This is a genomic window from Luteimonas rhizosphaerae, assembly GCF_002849595.1.
Classification (GTDB): Bacteria; Pseudomonadota; Gammaproteobacteria; order Xanthomonadales; family Xanthomonadaceae; genus Luteimonas; species Luteimonas cellulosilyticus.
The window spans coordinates 433,435-445,926 of the sequence record NZ_NRQR01000026.1 but is presented as its reverse complement, the minus strand read 5'-3'; the positions used below and the strand labels follow the sequence as shown (position 1 = coordinate 445,926).

Here is a 12,492-nt window from a genome sequence, read left to right as displayed (position 1 = left end):
CGGCAGGCGTGTGATGGCCTGCCATGCGATCCGCACAGGTGCGCCATGCTCCAGCAGCATCCGCTCTACAGCTATCTGCCGGCGCGCGACGTCGCCCGCGCCCGCCGCTTCTACGAAGAGGTGCTCGGCTTCACGCCCGGCGAGACCACGGGCGGCGGCGTGACCTACCGCTTCGCCGGCGGTACCGCGTGCTTCCTCTATCCCACGCCGCATGCCGGAACCTCGCAGGCGAGCCAGGCGTTCTGGGAGGTCGGCGACATCCGCCGCGAGAAGGCTGACCTGGAAGCGCGCGGCGTCGTGTTCGAACGGATCGAGATGCCGGGCGGCACGGTCGAGGACGGCGTCTTCGTCGGCGGCGGCGCAAAGGCCGCCTGGTTCAAGGACAGCGAGGGCAACATCCTCGCGCTCGTGCAGACGCTGTAGCGCGACGCCCCGTCTCAGGCCGAAGTCGCGGCGTCGGCGCGGCCACGCAGCGCCAGCCGCAGCCCCAGCCAGACCTGCAGCGGCAGTGTCAGCAGGACGCCGGCGCTGAACCACAGCGGCATCCCGTGTCCCAGCTGCACGACCGCGATCGTGTCGAGAGCCAGCGCGAGCACGAAGAAGGCGAGCGCGTGGCCGCGGGGCGCGCGCGGTGCGCGCCGCACGACGACCCACGCACCGGCGACGCCGGCGAGACAGACGATCGCGAGATCCCACGCCAGTCGCCGGTGCCCGCCGTCGGCCAGTCCCAGGGCCGACGCCAGCCACGCGCCGGCCAGGTTCACCAGCACGACCGCGACGAAGCCCAGCGCCAGGGCGAGTGCCGTGCGGCAGGCGCGCCGGACCGGGTGCGCGGCAACGGCGGAAGGCGACATCGACGGGCTCCGGATCAGACCACCTCGACGGACGCAGGAACGGCGCGCATCCGGCCAGGCGGCGCGTGCGTCACGCAGGCGGCAGCACGATCTCCACGCGGGTGCCGGCGCCCAGCGCGGAGTGGACCTCGACCGTCGCCTCCAGCGCATCGGCCGTCTGCTGCACGATCCACAGGCCGATGCCGAGGCCTTCGGAGCCCGCCTGCGCCTGGCGGAACGCGGTGAAGTAACCGCCCACCAGCGACTCGTCCATGCCGATGCCGGTATCGGTCACGGTGATGCGCACGCCGGCACCGGCCGCTTGGCAGGCCAGTACCACGCGACCGTCCTCGGGCGTGTACTTGATCGCGTTCGAGGCCAGGTTGCCGAGCAGGGTCTCGAGCAGCGCGGCATTCGCGCGCGCGCTGCAGGCGGCGGCGTCGACATCGAGCGTGATGCGCTTGCGCTGCGCCGCGCGCTGCCAGTGGCGCCGCACGCTCTCGAGCACCGGGCCGATCTCGACGGGGCCCAACTGTGGCAGCGACACGCCGGCCTTGCCGGTCGCCGCGGCGATCAGCTCGCCGAACTTCTGGTGGATGACGCCGAGTTCCTGTTCCGCGCTCTCCAGTCGCGCGTCCTGCTCGCCGCTCGCGGTCGCCCGCGCACGGCTGATCGCGTACAGAGCCGTGCGCAGCGGCCCCTTGAGGTCGTGGCCCGCGGTCGCGAGCACCCGGGCCCGGTGCACGTTGATGTCGTGCGCGGTCGCCAGCATCTTGCGCAGTTCCAGCTGCGCCATGACCTGGCGCGCCAGCGCCTGCAGCGTGGCGATCTGCTCGGGCGTCAGCGCGCGCGGCACGGTGTCGAGCACGCACACGGTGCCGATCGGCAGGCCGTCGGGCGTCTTCAGCAGCGCGCCGGCATAGAAACGCAGGCCGGGCTCGCCGGTGACCAGCGGGTTGTATGCGAAGCGGGGATCCAGCGTGGTATCGGCGACTTCGAGGTAGTCCTCCTCGAGGATCGCGTGCGCGCAGATCGACGTCTCGAGTGGCGTTTCGCGTACGCCCAGGCCCACTTCGGACTTGAACCACTGCCGGTGCGCGTCGATCAGGTTGACCACCGAAATCGGCGTCTGGCAGACCGCCGACGCGATCCGCGTGATGTCGTCGAACACCGCCTCTTCGGGCGTGTCGAGGATGCCGTAGGCACGCAGCGACGCGAGGCGACGCGCTTCCGCGTGCGGGGACAGCTTGGCGGCGGGCTCGTGCATCGCGGACTCCGGAAGCGGCCCGCGATTCTGCCATGCCGGCTCCGAGACGGCGTCCACGCCCCGACCCGCCGGCAACCAGCGTGGCGCCGGCGCTTCAGCGCCGGCGGTCTACCATGGCGGCCTTCCGCACATCGCACCGAGGTTTACCCATGGGCACGATCATGGCGCCGGTTTCCATCGGCGAGCTGGCCGACAAGATCACCATCCTGGAGATCAAGTCGGAACGCATCGCCGACGCGGCCAAGCGCGACAACGTCCGCGTCGAACTCGACGGGCTGACGCCGTTGTGGCGGCCGCTGGCCGACGCGCATCCCGATATCGCTGCGCTCAAGGTCCGTTTGAAGGCGGTCAACGAACGCATGTGGGACGTGCAGGACGCGCTGCGCGCACGCGAAGCCGCACAGACCTTCGACGAGACCTTCGTGCAGCTCGCGCGCGACGTCAGCCGCCACAACGGCGAACGGGTCGGCCTGAAGAACGACATCAACCGGCTGGCCGGCTCGCAGTTCGTCGAAGAGAAGCAGTACAAGTAACCGCAGCGGTTCCGCGCGAGGCCTGCGTCGCCGCTGGCGGACATGCCGTCGCGCAACGCCGTGGCGTCAGCCGGACGGTCCGCCTGGCTGCGTGTCGCGTCGCGCACGCAGCCAGGCGAGTGCGCCGGCGTCCATGCCCATGAATTTCGGATCGTCGGCGAGCGGCGCCACCAGCAGACGTCCGGGGCGGAAGCGCCGCTTCAGCGCGTGATACAGCTGCGAACGGGTCTGCGTCGAGGCGGCGAGATACCACCCGGGCGCGAGTGGGCGCAGATCGGCCGACACGCTGGCGTCGGGCACGGACGCGGTGTTGAGGTGGACGAGATAGAGCGTGGTCGATGGCATCGCGGTCGACTGTCCCGCCCGTCGCGCCACGATGCGGTGAAGCCGTCGCCGTGCGGCGTCCGCATGCGCTGGCGGCGCGACGCTCACGCCTGCTGCGGCAGGCTGGGCGCCCGTGCCGCGCTGCGCGTGCACGCCACGTCCGAGACCCCGTGAACGAGCTGCCCCCGCCATCCCGCCACGTCGCCCTGCCGCGTGCCTTCTACCGTCGCCATCCGGCGGAGGTCGCCCCCGAGCTGCTGCACAAGCTGCTGGTGCGCGACGACGGGCGTGTCGGGCGGATCGTCGAGGTCGAGGCCTATGCCGGCCGCGAGGACCCCGCGGCCCATACCTTCCGCGGGCGCACTGCGCGCAACGCGACGATGTTCGGCGACGGCGGCCATCTCTACGTGTATTTCAGCTACGGCATGCACTGGGCCGCGAACGCGGTCTGCGGCGAGGTCGACGACGGCGCGGGCGTGCTGTTGCGCGCGCTCGAACCGGTGGCCGGACTCGAGCGGATGCGGGCGGCGCGCACGAAGGCGAAGCGCGATGTCGATCTCGCCAGCGGTCCCGGCCGACTCGCGCAGGCGATGGGTATCGACCGGGCGTTCGATGGCGCCGATCTGGTCGGCGGCGACCGCGGCATCCGCATCGTGTCGGACGGCATGCCCCCGCCGGCGCGGCCGGTGGTCGGCCCACGCGTCGGCATCTCCAAAGCGGTCGATCTGCCCTGGCGCTGGCACGTCGACGGCAACCGCCATGTCTCTCCACGTCGCGTGCGTCCGCTGCCGCGCTGACGTCGCAGACGCCCGAGCGGGCCCCGGCGCGGCACAAGCCGCCTGATACACCGCAGCGCCCCGTCTCAAGCCTCAATCGCCAGGCGTCTGCGCCCCCGCCACCGGTGGCATATCGCCACCCACCTGCCGCTGCGCACGCACCCAGCGCATCTGCGCCGCGAACGTGTCGACCCAGAACAGGTCCGGATGCGCCGCCAGATGCGCCAGCAGCTGCGCATGCGCCTCGGTCGACACCGCCAGGTGATCGCCGCCGATACCGTGGAACGTGAGGTTGACCATCGTGCCGCGACGCGCGGCCGCGTCGACCAGCGCGATCAGCGCCTCGCCCGTCATGTCGACCGGTGCGGCCACGGGCACCGCCAGCGGATCGAGCGTGGCCATGTCGCGCACCACTGCCTCGCCGCCGACCTTGATGCCGACGAAGCGCGCACCCAGCCCGTCGACGTAGTCGCCGTCGCGCGCACGTCGATCGCCGCAGGGCACGGTGAACGTGCGCGCCTGCTGCAGGCCGTCGATGGCCTGCAGCATCGCGTCGGCGAGCGCGATCTGCTCCTGCATCTGCGCGACCGTCGTCGCATCCAGATCGCGTTGCGGCGTCACCCACGCGCGGTCGGGCTTCGAGCCCGCGCACTGGTGGAACAGGCTGTGATTGGCGAGTTCGTGGCCGCTGCGCGCGACCGCGCGCCAGTCCGCCAGCCGGCGCTGCACGCTGTCGGCCGACAGCGTCAGGTAGAAGCTGGCCTTCAGGCCGTGCCGGTCCAACGCCGGGATCGCGGTGTCGAGTTGCGAGTCGAGCGCATCGTCGTACGCCAGGCTGACTGCCGCACGCTGCCCCTCGGGCCAGGCGAAGGCCGGCGCGCCGGCCGCGTGCGCAGCCGGCGCGGCAAGCATCAACGCGACAACATGGGCCAGCACCCAGGGCACGAGGTTCGGGACCGGATTCGCGAACATGGCGGCATTGCTCCGATGACAGGACCACGGCGATGCGCTGCGACCCTCGCGTGCCAGACGATGCCACGATTCGCACGGATCGCGCCGGTGCAGACAAATCCTGCACGCGCCGCACTTAAAGTGCGGGCATCGAACAGGACGCCCCGATGACCATCAGCGACGACACAAGCGCCATCCTGCACGACCTCGACACGAGTCTGCACCGCTACGGCACCTCCGAGCAGGACCGGCTGAAGAAGATCGCCGCCCTCGCGAACGTGGCCGTCGTGCTGCGCGAACGCGCGCAGACCGACGAGCGCAGCGACATCAACCGGCAACTGCATGCGCTGGCCACCAAGCACGGTGTGCCGGACGAGTGCGTGCTGCCTCAGCCGGACTAACCCGTCCCGGCCGATTCAACCACCAGCTCGGTGCCCTCGATGACATACGGGATGCCGAGGATGTGCAGCGGTGGATCCACGTCCACCCGCCCGCGCCGGGTCCGCAACAGCGACTGTCGCAATTCGGATGCATCGGTTTCAGGCACCCGCACGCGTCGCGGGCGCGCACCCGTCGCATGCAGCGACAGGATCGCCGCTTCCACCGTTGCCAGCACACCCATCGCATCGCCTCCGTCCCGTGGCCGCGAAGTGTCCTTGCCGGATGTCGCAGATGCTGAGATCGCGACGCACACGCGCGCGGCATGCCGCGTGGATTTCACGCCGGCATGGGACGCAGGAACGTGGACACGCAGGCGGCGATGCCGTCGAAGTAGCCGACGCTGGTGCGCTGGTCGACGAACGCGTCCGCCATCCCCGGGGCAGCGTGGAGGACCTGCATCAGGCGCTGGCAGTTCTGTGTCGTGCCCGCGCCCTGCGTCGCGTTGATCACGCAGACGGTGGCGGTACAGCGTGGCGTGCTGATCTCGAGTCCACCCAGGGCGTCCGAAGACCGGATGACCTCCTCGAAGCGGCGCTCCATGGCCTCCGACCAGACGGGATCGCGCGCTTCGGTTTCCCAGAGCGCCAGCGTGTCGTCCACCACCGGGGCATCGCGCCGCACCTGCGCCACCAGGGCCGCGACGCGAGCTTCGCTCTCGATCGACAGTGGCGCGGGCTGCGTCGAGCCGGGCGCAGCGCGACGCGGCGCTCGATTCCCGGACGCCACGGGATCCGTCCGGCTGTCTGCGGCCGCATTGCCGGAAGGCGGCGTGTCCGCGGCCGTGACGGGCGATGACGTGCCGGCCTTGGGACCCGGCACCGAATGCCGCGATGCGCTGGCGTCGCGTTGCGACACGACGTTGCCGGTGGCTTCGGAAGCGCCTGCCTCCTGCACCGGACGCTGCAGCCACCAGCCCAGCGCGCCCAACCCGAGCGCGCCCACCACGATGAGACCAGCGACTCGCGTCCGCATGTACCTGTTCCGTCGTCCGTGTGCCCGGAGCGTAGCGCGCAATCGCCGGTCGCGCCTTCAATGACGAGGGGCCAGCGCGACAGGACGATGGCGTGCGCGTGCGAGCGCGTTCCTGCAGCGGCCGAATCTCGCGACCGCACGCGATGCGCGTGCCGCGTGGCACAGCATGTCGAAAATGCTTCGGCGCGTGAGACCTTCGCCACGGCGAATGGCCCGCACACGACGCGCGCGTCGGCGGGCAGCGTCCGGCACACCCGCGGCTCAACGCCATCCGATCACTCGGACGCGTCTTCCTCCACCGTCCACAGGCTTTCCGGCAACACGTCCAGCCGCGCTTTCGGGATCGGATCGCCGCTGCGGTCGGACAATCCGTAGGTGCCGTCCTCGATCTTCTGCAGCGCGCGCTTCACTGCAGTCAGGCGCGCCGCATTGTGTTCGATCAGCGCGGCGTTGTTGTCGCGCAGGTTGGTCTTCTGCGCGTCGTCGCCCGAGCCCTGCGGCTCGTCAAGCGAATCGGCCTGCAGCTCGGCTTCCTCGGCCGCGGATGCGCGGTCGTCACTGCCCAGTTCCTCGAGCAGGTCGAGCAGGCGGGCTTTCTGCGCCGCGATGTAGCCGGCGGGCAGGGGGGAGGTGTCGTGGGCCATGACGGTTCCGGTCGAGACAGAGTGCCGACGACCGTAGGCCACCCCGTGATGGCATCACGTGAATACGCCGCGGATTGACGGCAGGCCGCGCCGGGAACCCGCCGCGGCGCGTGACGCGTATCGCCTAGACGCGCTGCATGCCGCGCTTGTCCCGGACGGCGCTGCATCCGCGACGCCCGGCGCGATCAGCCAGGCGCCTTGGGATTGCGCACGATGGACTTCAGCGCGGTCTTGGCCTTGGCATGAAAGGTCAGCGCCGACGCGGCCGGCGAGGCTTTCCATTCCTCGTACTGCACGTCCAGGTCCGCGCGCTCGGCGGCGGTGAACAGCTTGCGCGCCGATGCGAACATCTCCCGCTCTTCTTCCTTCGCGTGGTGCGTGATGAACTCCGCCAGCACCTTGACCGACCCGGCGAACTGGCGGCTGGTCTTGGACGAGGCATGCAGGTCGGGCAGCACGGTCAGCTCGACCGCACGGTGCTCCTGGATCGCTTCGGCGTGCTGCAGAAGCTCGTCGTGGGAGGCGCGCTCGGCGAAGGCGGGGTAGAACACCAGCTCTTCCCACTTCGCATGCGGAATCAACGCGGCCTCGATCTTCGCCAGCAATTCGTTGCGCCTCTTCTCGGCGCGGTCGGTCGTGGCGTTGATCTCGTCGAATAGCGACTTCAACTCGGCGTGTTCGCTCTTGAGGGTCTTGAGGATGTCGCGCATGACGGGCTCCACATGGATCGAGGATGCCCACTGGACGCCATCGTCGCCGGACGCAGCGTGAAACCCGACACGACGACAGCCGATGCCAGGCGCCGCCGCCGACTCCTGCCGATCATTCCTGCAGGCTCATCGGCTTTCCGCCGCCGGGCGGCAGACCGAACAGGCGGCGGATCCAGTTGAGGAACGCCCCGTAGGGCCGACCGGAGACCAGCATGATCGCCGTCGCACCGAGAATGCCCAGCACGAGGCCACGGCCCGATGCGCCGCTGATCGCGATGATCGCGGCGTAGATCGGCACCTGGAAGGTCACCAGCGCGATGCTGTCCCAGACGATGCGCGAGACCCGCGTCGGCGCTGCGCGCTGCATCAGCCAGTCGCGCCACATGCCGTAGGGACGCGCGACCGGGATCATCAGCGCCGCGCCGAGCAACCGCGCCTGCAGCACCTCGTCCCAGCCCATGCCGGACACGAAGCGCTCGTTCAACGCACCGGTCACGGTGAAGAACAGCACCAGCGCCGTGGTGTCGGCGACGAAGGCGCGGACGCGGTGGCGCGGCGTGGGATCTGGCTCGGTCATCCCACCCACGTTGGGGTGCGCCAGCGAAGCACAAGCGCGGCACCGGTGCGCGCCGGGCGAACCGCGCGTGGGGCATGTCCGGCCGCTGTCGTTTCCTCCGGCGCCACACCCGCGTGCCGCCGTGCGGCGGCGACGGGATCAGCGCGACGCCGCCGCGAGCAGCCTGTTGCGGTGCTTGCCCACCAGACCCATGACCCAGCCGAAGAGCAACAGCAGCAGCGCGGTCAATGCGAGCGACCACAGCGTCTTTTCCCAGGTCGGCCGGACCAGGTTGAAATAAGCGAGCTGCCCGATGTTGAGCACGACGATCGCCCGCAGCATCCATTCGTGTGGAATGCGGCGCAGGACCGCGCTGCCGAGCGGCGCCATCACGAGCACGACCGGTGCGGCGCACAGCCACGTCTGGATCTGGAACGCGGTCAGCTCGCCCTGCACCAGTCCGCGCCAGGCGTAGCCCAGGACGCTGAGGCTCGCCATCAGCACGATGCTCATTTCCGTCGCGCGCTTTTCCTTCAGCGCGAAACGCGTGACCAGCAGGGTGTAGAGCAGGATGTCGGCGCCGGTGCCGAACAGGCTCGCGCACAGGCCGCCCATGAACAGCACGCCGCTCGTGACGAGATGGTCCCGGCGCGTCGCACCCTGGATCGCATCGGCGAAGCCCCGATGCGGACTGCGCAGATAGACCACCGCGAACGCCGCGATCAGGCTCAGGAACAACGCCTGGATCACCGGCACGCGCGCGCCCTGCAGGGTCGCCATGCCGACGATGAAGCCGACGAACGCCACCGGCACCCACCACAGCAGCGGCCTGAAGTCCGCGAGTTTCGACTCCTTGCGCGACAGGATCAGGATGCTGGCGCTGGTCATGCCGATCGACTGCACCATCAGGCTGAAATCGCGGGCGAGAACGCGGTCGACGCTGAGGAAGATGTTGAGCACCGGGAACGCGACGGCGCCGCCCCCTTCCGGCGTCGAGCCCGCAACGAATGCCCCGACGACCATCGTCGCGGGGTAATACCAGTGCGCCGCCAGGAACGGCAGGCTGCTGTAGAGGTTGAACAGCGCGAGCAGGGTCGCGCCGGCCACGCACAGCCACAGCGGGAAGACCAGGCGGCGCGGCACGGACGGAACGCGGGGACGTGGCATCGGCTTCCAGACGGCAGGGAACGTTGCCGTGGATTGTCCCGATCGCTGGCGGATCGGGGAAGCGGTTCGTTGCGCGACGCGCGACTGCGACCGCGCGGGGGCCGTGCGGGCAGTCGCTGGCCCCACCGGCAGGGAGCCGGCCAGAGCAAGCGGCTCGAGGGGATCATCGATCGCCCGGGACGCCCGCATGTCGACCGCACAGGCACCGAGGGCGCCGCATCGGTCGGACGCGACATCGCGACTCCACGATGTCTGCTCTCGGTCACGCGACCGGTCCTCACGCCAGCCTGCGTGACCGTCGCGGCGTGCAGACGGCAAGCCGTCGTTTGCCGGCCGGGATGAAGCGAGCGCAGCGAACGCGAGTACGGCCAGGCCTTCACCGCTCCTGCAGTGATTGCCGGGCCGTCATGCCCCTCCGGTCAATGCCCGCCCTGGCGCTCCTCTGCCCGATCGCCTTCCTCGTCGTTCGAAAGCTTGCGGTTCGGCTCGTCTTCCGGCTTCGGTGGCGGGGTCTTGTCCTGCTGGGATTTCTTGATGCTGTCCGGCGTCTGCGGCGTACCCATGGGGCGTCTCCCTGTCGGCGGTGCGCCGAGGTGGTCCCAGCCTGCACCCTGCCCGATCAAGCGTCCGTGGAGGTGGCGCGCCACCACCGCGGCACGCCTGGGCGACAATCGCGGCCCGCTCCACGCTCCCGGAACCCGTGCCATGCGCGATCACCTGACCATCGCCGTCGGCGAGCTCTACCAGGGCATCCGCCACGAACACTGGCAGGGCAAGACCTTCCGCCAGTTCTGGACGTGGTTCAACGGGCGCTGCATCGAGATCGTCGGCGCTGCCGATGCCGACGACCTCGACACGCTGGGCAACGCGCTGCTGCAGGTCCGCGATGCGGTCGAAGCCGCCGGCTACATGGTCCCGTCGGACCGGCTCGACGCGCGCATCGAACCCGAGCGATGAGGCGTCGCCGCGACCTGCGGCACGGCGGTGACGTCGCGCGGCGGGGGTCATGGGTGCCGGCGGATTAACGGCGACCGTCGTGAATTTCACAGCCGGAGCCCGAAGTGCGGTATGGTGCCCCCACTGTTCAAAGCGGGATCACGGTACATCGTGGCTCCGATGCGGTTGATCACAGGTTCCAGGGCCGGCAACGGCCTCTCCAGACGATCCGCTCCATCGCTTCGCGTTACCCCTTGCTCGATACAGTCCGGCACCGCGTTTTCCGCGGGCCGTGCACCCTCAACTGATCCAAGGAGTAACACCATGTCTGATCGTCAAACCGGTACCGTCAAGTGGTTCAACGACGCCAAGGGCTTCGGCTTCATCACCCCGCAGAGCGGCGACGACCTGTTCGTCCATTTCCGTTCGATCCAGGGCAGCGGCTTCAAGTCGCTCCAGGAAGGCCAGAAGGTCTCCTTCAAGGTCGCGCAGGGCCAGAAGGGCCTGCAGGCTGAAGAAGTCCAGGCCGAGTAATTCTCGACCTGCACCGCGCAAGCGGTACTCGAAAACCCCGGGCGGCAACGTCCGGGGTTTTTTGTTGCGCGCGATCCGCGCCGCTGCCGAGCGCGCGCGCCCATGTAGGAGCGCGCTGGCGCGCGATGGGGCCTTCGCGCGGATCCGGTCGCGCGCAAGCCCGCTCCTGCAGGAACGTCGCTCTGCATCGACGGTCGCGAAACCCAGAAACGCCATGGCGCGCGCGATGACCCCGCCGGCGCGATCTGCCAGACTTCCCGCCTTTCGCGATCCCCGGCGCCCACGTTCTCGACCATGCGGCTCAACAAGCACATCAGCGACACCGGCTTCTGCTCGCGGCGCGAAGCCGACCGCCTCATCGGCGAGGGCCGGGTCACGGTCAACGGGATCCGCGGGCGCGTGGGTTCGGAAGTCGGCGAAGGCGACACCGTCATGGTCGACGGCCAGACGCTGCAGACGCGCAGCGCGGCGCCCGGCAAGCGTCGCCACGTCTACATCGCGCTGCACAAGCCACCGAGCATCCCCTGCGCCACCGAGACTTCGGTCAAGGGCAACATCGTCGACTTCGTCGACCATCGCGAACGCATCTTCCCGATCGGCCGCCTCGACAAGGATTCCGAAGGCCTGATCCTGCTGACCAGCAACGGCGACATCGTCAACGCGATCCTGCGCGCCGAGAACAAGCTGGAGAAGGAATACCTCGTCACTGTGAACCACGCGGTGACCCAGGAGATCCTGCGTGGCATGGCGCGCGGCGTGCCGGTGCACGGGCAGATGACGTTGCCCTGCCGCACCAGCCCGCTCGGCAAGCACGGCTTCCGCATCACCCTGGTGCAGGGCCTCAACCGGCAGATCCGCCTGATGGCCGCGCACTTCAACCTGCGCGTGAAGCAGCTGGTCCGCGTGCGGATCGGCCCGGTCAAGCTGGCGCATCTCAAGCCCGGACAGTGGCGCAACCTTACCGACGCCGAACTGCGCGCCATGTTGCCGGGCCAGGCCGGGTTCTGACTTGCCGCACGCCGCTCGCGCCTTGCGGCGGGACGACGCTGGCGGCACGCCGATCCGGGATCGCAGCGTCAGCCGCCGGGCGGCTCGCGCAGAAACGTACTGACATAGACCACGGCGCCGTCGCGGATGGTCACCATCAGCGTGGGGTCGCCCAGCGACTCGCGGAACCACGGTTCGGCATACATCCCGCGGAACAGGGCCTGGGCATCGGCGTGCGCCGCATCGGTCGTCAGTCCCGGCAGCGCGGTCGCGTTGAGGCTGCACAGCGTGTCCGTGCAACGCGGTGGCGCGATCTCCAGCCCGCTGTAGCGCGCGCCGTGCACACGCATGTGTTCCACGATCCGCCCTTCGATCGCGTCCGCCGACACGGCATCGCGGGCATCGTGCTCCAGCAGCGTCTGCATGTCGTCGAACTCAATGTCGTGCACGCGCGTGTAGGCGATCGTGTCGGCGATGCGGCGTTCGCCCTCGGTCGACAACGGCCTCGGGCCGGCGGCAGGCAGGGTGGTCGCAGGCGCGCGCGGCAGCACACCCGTCTCGCCTGCGCCAGGCATCTCGACCGGATCGCGGCCTCGAACACCAGGCGCTGCAGCCGATGCCGCGCCCGGTGCGGACGTCGCATCAGCGGCTAATGCGGACGGCGCGCGCTGCGTCGACGCGATGGTGCCCGGCCCCTCGTCATCCGCAACTGGAGCCGGGCTTTCTTCGGAGGCGACCGCTTGGCGACCGTCATCGCGCCCGACGACCGCGACCCAGACCAGCGCGCCGAGGAGCGCGGCCGCGAGGACAGACAGGACGAGGGATCGCGCATGCATGGCCGGCTCCACTGCAGTCCGTGCA

The 12,492-nt window shown here is 69.9% G+C and carries 19 protein-coding genes; 7 read left to right on the top strand and 12 right to left on the bottom strand.

The window, feature by feature from the left end; all coding sequences use genetic code 11:
* Nucleotides 1-45: 45 nt before the first annotated feature.
* Nucleotides 46-423 (top strand): VOC family protein, encoded by a 378-nt coding sequence (locus tag CJ022_RS15410; RefSeq protein ID WP_101927487.1) that lies wholly within the window; start codon nucleotides 46-48, stop codon nucleotides 421-423.
* Nucleotides 424-437: 14 nt separating this feature from the next.
* On the opposite strand, the gene CJ022_RS15405 is transcribed toward CJ022_RS15410, so the two are convergent.
* Together CJ022_RS15405 and CJ022_RS15400 are read right to left on the bottom strand one after the other, a co-directional pair.
* Complete coding sequence (locus CJ022_RS15405) at nucleotides 438-854, bottom strand: hypothetical protein (RefSeq protein ID WP_101927486.1); 417 nt, start codon at nucleotides 852-854, stop codon at nucleotides 438-440.
* Between the two features lie 70 nt (nucleotides 855-924).
* The gene (locus CJ022_RS15400; RefSeq protein WP_101927485.1) at nucleotides 925-2,100 is read right to left on the bottom strand and encodes a GAF domain-containing sensor histidine kinase; all 1,176 of its coding nucleotides are present in this window, start codon (nucleotides 2,098-2,100) and stop codon (nucleotides 925-927) included.
* 149 nt (nucleotides 2,101-2,249) lie between these two features.
* On the opposite strand from CJ022_RS15400, the gene CJ022_RS15395 reads away from it, so the two are divergent.
* Entirely contained in the window at nucleotides 2,250-2,633 is a 384-nt protein-coding gene (locus tag CJ022_RS15395) for a DUF6165 family protein (protein WP_101927484.1), read from the top strand.
* Between the two features lie 66 nt (nucleotides 2,634-2,699).
* Here CJ022_RS15395 and CJ022_RS15390 read toward each other — a convergent pair whose 3' ends face one another.
* On the bottom strand, nucleotides 2,700-2,978 hold the full coding sequence (locus CJ022_RS15390) for a hypothetical protein (RefSeq protein WP_143704018.1): 279 nt from the start codon (nucleotides 2,976-2,978) through the stop codon (nucleotides 2,700-2,702).
* A 149-nt stretch (nucleotides 2,979-3,127) separates the two neighbouring features.
* Between CJ022_RS15390 and CJ022_RS15385 the strand changes: the two genes are divergently transcribed.
* On the top strand, nucleotides 3,128-3,754 hold the full coding sequence (locus CJ022_RS15385; protein ID WP_233198827.1) for a DNA-3-methyladenine glycosylase: 627 nt from the start codon (nucleotides 3,128-3,130) through the stop codon (nucleotides 3,752-3,754).
* Nucleotides 3,755-3,826: 72 nt separating this feature from the next.
* On the opposite strand, the gene CJ022_RS15380 is transcribed toward CJ022_RS15385, so the two are convergent.
* Nucleotides 3,827-4,705 (bottom strand): polysaccharide deacetylase family protein, encoded by an 879-nt coding sequence (locus CJ022_RS15380; RefSeq protein WP_101927481.1) that lies wholly within the window; start codon nucleotides 4,703-4,705, stop codon nucleotides 3,827-3,829.
* 146 nt (nucleotides 4,706-4,851) lie between these two features.
* Here CJ022_RS15380 and CJ022_RS15375 point away from each other — a divergent pair, with 146 nt between their 5' ends.
* Nucleotides 4,852-5,085: a hypothetical protein gene (locus CJ022_RS15375; RefSeq protein WP_101927480.1), complete on the top strand. Its 234-nt coding sequence runs from the start codon at nucleotides 4,852-4,854 to the stop codon at nucleotides 5,083-5,085.
* Here the strand turns inward: CJ022_RS15375 and CJ022_RS15370 are convergent.
* The 7 genes from CJ022_RS15370 to CJ022_RS17155 all read right to left on the bottom strand — a co-directional run bounded on the left by CJ022_RS15370 (nucleotide 5,082) and on the right by CJ022_RS17155 (nucleotide 9,737).
* Complete coding sequence (locus CJ022_RS15370; protein WP_101927479.1) at nucleotides 5,082-5,306, bottom strand: hypothetical protein; 225 nt, start codon at nucleotides 5,304-5,306, stop codon at nucleotides 5,082-5,084. The two genes, CJ022_RS15375 and CJ022_RS15370, sit on opposite strands and share 4 nt — an antisense overlap.
* A gap of 95 nt (nucleotides 5,307-5,401) precedes the next feature.
* Complete coding sequence (locus CJ022_RS15365; protein WP_143704017.1) at nucleotides 5,402-6,070, bottom strand: hypothetical protein; 669 nt, start codon at nucleotides 6,068-6,070, stop codon at nucleotides 5,402-5,404.
* Nucleotides 6,071-6,372: 302 nt separating this feature from the next.
* Nucleotides 6,373-6,741, bottom strand: coding sequence for a TraR/DksA family transcriptional regulator (locus CJ022_RS15360; protein ID WP_101927477.1), 369 nt, complete (start codon nucleotides 6,739-6,741; stop codon nucleotides 6,373-6,375).
* Between the two features lie 185 nt (nucleotides 6,742-6,926).
* The gene (locus tag CJ022_RS15355; protein ID WP_101927476.1) at nucleotides 6,927-7,451 is read right to left on the bottom strand and encodes a hemerythrin domain-containing protein; all 525 of its coding nucleotides are present in this window, start codon (nucleotides 7,449-7,451) and stop codon (nucleotides 6,927-6,929) included.
* Nucleotides 7,452-7,563: 112 nt separating this feature from the next.
* Nucleotides 7,564-8,028, bottom strand: a complete 465-nt coding sequence (gene alaE, locus CJ022_RS15350; RefSeq protein ID WP_101927475.1) for an L-alanine exporter AlaE — start codon at nucleotides 8,026-8,028, stop codon at nucleotides 7,564-7,566.
* Nucleotides 8,029-8,166: 138 nt separating this feature from the next.
* Entirely contained in the window at nucleotides 8,167-9,174 is a 1,008-nt protein-coding gene (locus CJ022_RS15345) for a sulfite exporter TauE/SafE family protein (RefSeq protein ID WP_101927474.1), read from the bottom strand.
* A 419-nt stretch (nucleotides 9,175-9,593) separates the two neighbouring features.
* A complete protein-coding gene (locus CJ022_RS17155; protein ID WP_158238441.1) occupies nucleotides 9,594-9,737 on the bottom strand; it encodes a hypothetical protein in 144 nt (47 codons plus the stop codon).
* A gap of 142 nt (nucleotides 9,738-9,879) precedes the next feature.
* Here CJ022_RS17155 and CJ022_RS15340 point away from each other — a divergent pair, with 142 nt between their 5' ends.
* The 3 genes from CJ022_RS15340 (at nucleotide 9,880) to CJ022_RS15330 (ending at nucleotide 11,652) form a co-directional block, all read left to right on the top strand.
* Complete coding sequence (locus CJ022_RS15340; RefSeq protein WP_101927473.1) at nucleotides 9,880-10,131, top strand: hypothetical protein; 252 nt, start codon at nucleotides 9,880-9,882, stop codon at nucleotides 10,129-10,131.
* A gap of 303 nt (nucleotides 10,132-10,434) precedes the next feature.
* Complete coding sequence (locus tag CJ022_RS15335; RefSeq protein WP_100321765.1) at nucleotides 10,435-10,644, top strand: cold-shock protein; 210 nt, start codon at nucleotides 10,435-10,437, stop codon at nucleotides 10,642-10,644.
* Between the two features lie 294 nt (nucleotides 10,645-10,938).
* Nucleotides 10,939-11,652: a pseudouridine synthase gene (locus CJ022_RS15330; protein ID WP_101927472.1), complete on the top strand. Its 714-nt coding sequence runs from the start codon at nucleotides 10,939-10,941 to the stop codon at nucleotides 11,650-11,652.
* A 68-nt stretch (nucleotides 11,653-11,720) separates the two neighbouring features.
* On the opposite strand, the gene CJ022_RS16955 is transcribed toward CJ022_RS15330, so the two are convergent.
* Nucleotides 11,721-12,467 (bottom strand): hypothetical protein, encoded by a 747-nt coding sequence (locus CJ022_RS16955; protein WP_143704016.1) that lies wholly within the window; start codon nucleotides 12,465-12,467, stop codon nucleotides 11,721-11,723.
* Between the last annotated feature and the right edge of the window lie 25 nt (nucleotides 12,468-12,492).

Coding starts and splice junctions, on each gene's coding strand:
- CJ022_RS15345 (WP_101927474.1), bottom strand. CDS start 9,174: ATGCCACGTCCCCGCGTTCCGTCCGTGCCGCGCCGCCTGGTCTTCCCG.
- CJ022_RS15360 (WP_101927477.1), bottom strand. CDS start 6,741: ATGGCCCACGACACCTCCCCCCTGCCCGCCGGCTACATCGCGGCGCAG.
- CJ022_RS15400 (WP_101927485.1), bottom strand. CDS start 2,100: ATGCACGAGCCCGCCGCCAAGCTGTCCCCGCACGCGGAAGCGCGTCGC.
- CJ022_RS15340 (WP_101927473.1), top strand. CDS start 9,880: ATGCGCGATCACCTGACCATCGCCGTCGGCGAGCTCTACCAGGGCATC.
- CJ022_RS15405 (WP_101927486.1), bottom strand. CDS start 854: ATGTCGCCTTCCGCCGTTGCCGCGCACCCGGTCCGGCGCGCCTGCCGC.
- CJ022_RS15410 (WP_101927487.1), top strand. CDS start 46: ATGCTCCAGCAGCATCCGCTCTACAGCTATCTGCCGGCGCGCGACGTC.
- CJ022_RS15395 (WP_101927484.1), top strand. CDS start 2,250: ATGGGCACGATCATGGCGCCGGTTTCCATCGGCGAGCTGGCCGACAAG.
- CJ022_RS16955 (WP_143704016.1), bottom strand. CDS start 12,467: ATGCATGCGCGATCCCTCGTCCTGTCTGTCCTCGCGGCCGCGCTCCTC.
- CJ022_RS15380 (WP_101927481.1), bottom strand. CDS start 4,705: ATGTTCGCGAATCCGGTCCCGAACCTCGTGCCCTGGGTGCTGGCCCAT.
- alaE (WP_101927475.1), bottom strand. CDS start 8,028: ATGACCGAGCCAGATCCCACGCCGCGCCACCGCGTCCGCGCCTTCGTC.
- CJ022_RS15375 (WP_101927480.1), top strand. CDS start 4,852: ATGACCATCAGCGACGACACAAGCGCCATCCTGCACGACCTCGACACG.
- CJ022_RS15335 (WP_100321765.1), top strand. CDS start 10,435: ATGTCTGATCGTCAAACCGGTACCGTCAAGTGGTTCAACGACGCCAAG.
- CJ022_RS15390 (WP_143704018.1), bottom strand. CDS start 2,978: ATGCCATCGACCACGCTCTATCTCGTCCACCTCAACACCGCGTCCGTG.
- CJ022_RS15330 (WP_101927472.1), top strand. CDS start 10,939: ATGCGGCTCAACAAGCACATCAGCGACACCGGCTTCTGCTCGCGGCGC.
- CJ022_RS15370 (WP_101927479.1), bottom strand. CDS start 5,306: ATGGGTGTGCTGGCAACGGTGGAAGCGGCGATCCTGTCGCTGCATGCG.
- CJ022_RS15355 (WP_101927476.1), bottom strand. CDS start 7,451: ATGCGCGACATCCTCAAGACCCTCAAGAGCGAACACGCCGAGTTGAAG.
- CJ022_RS17155 (WP_158238441.1), bottom strand. CDS start 9,737: ATGGGTACGCCGCAGACGCCGGACAGCATCAAGAAATCCCAGCAGGAC.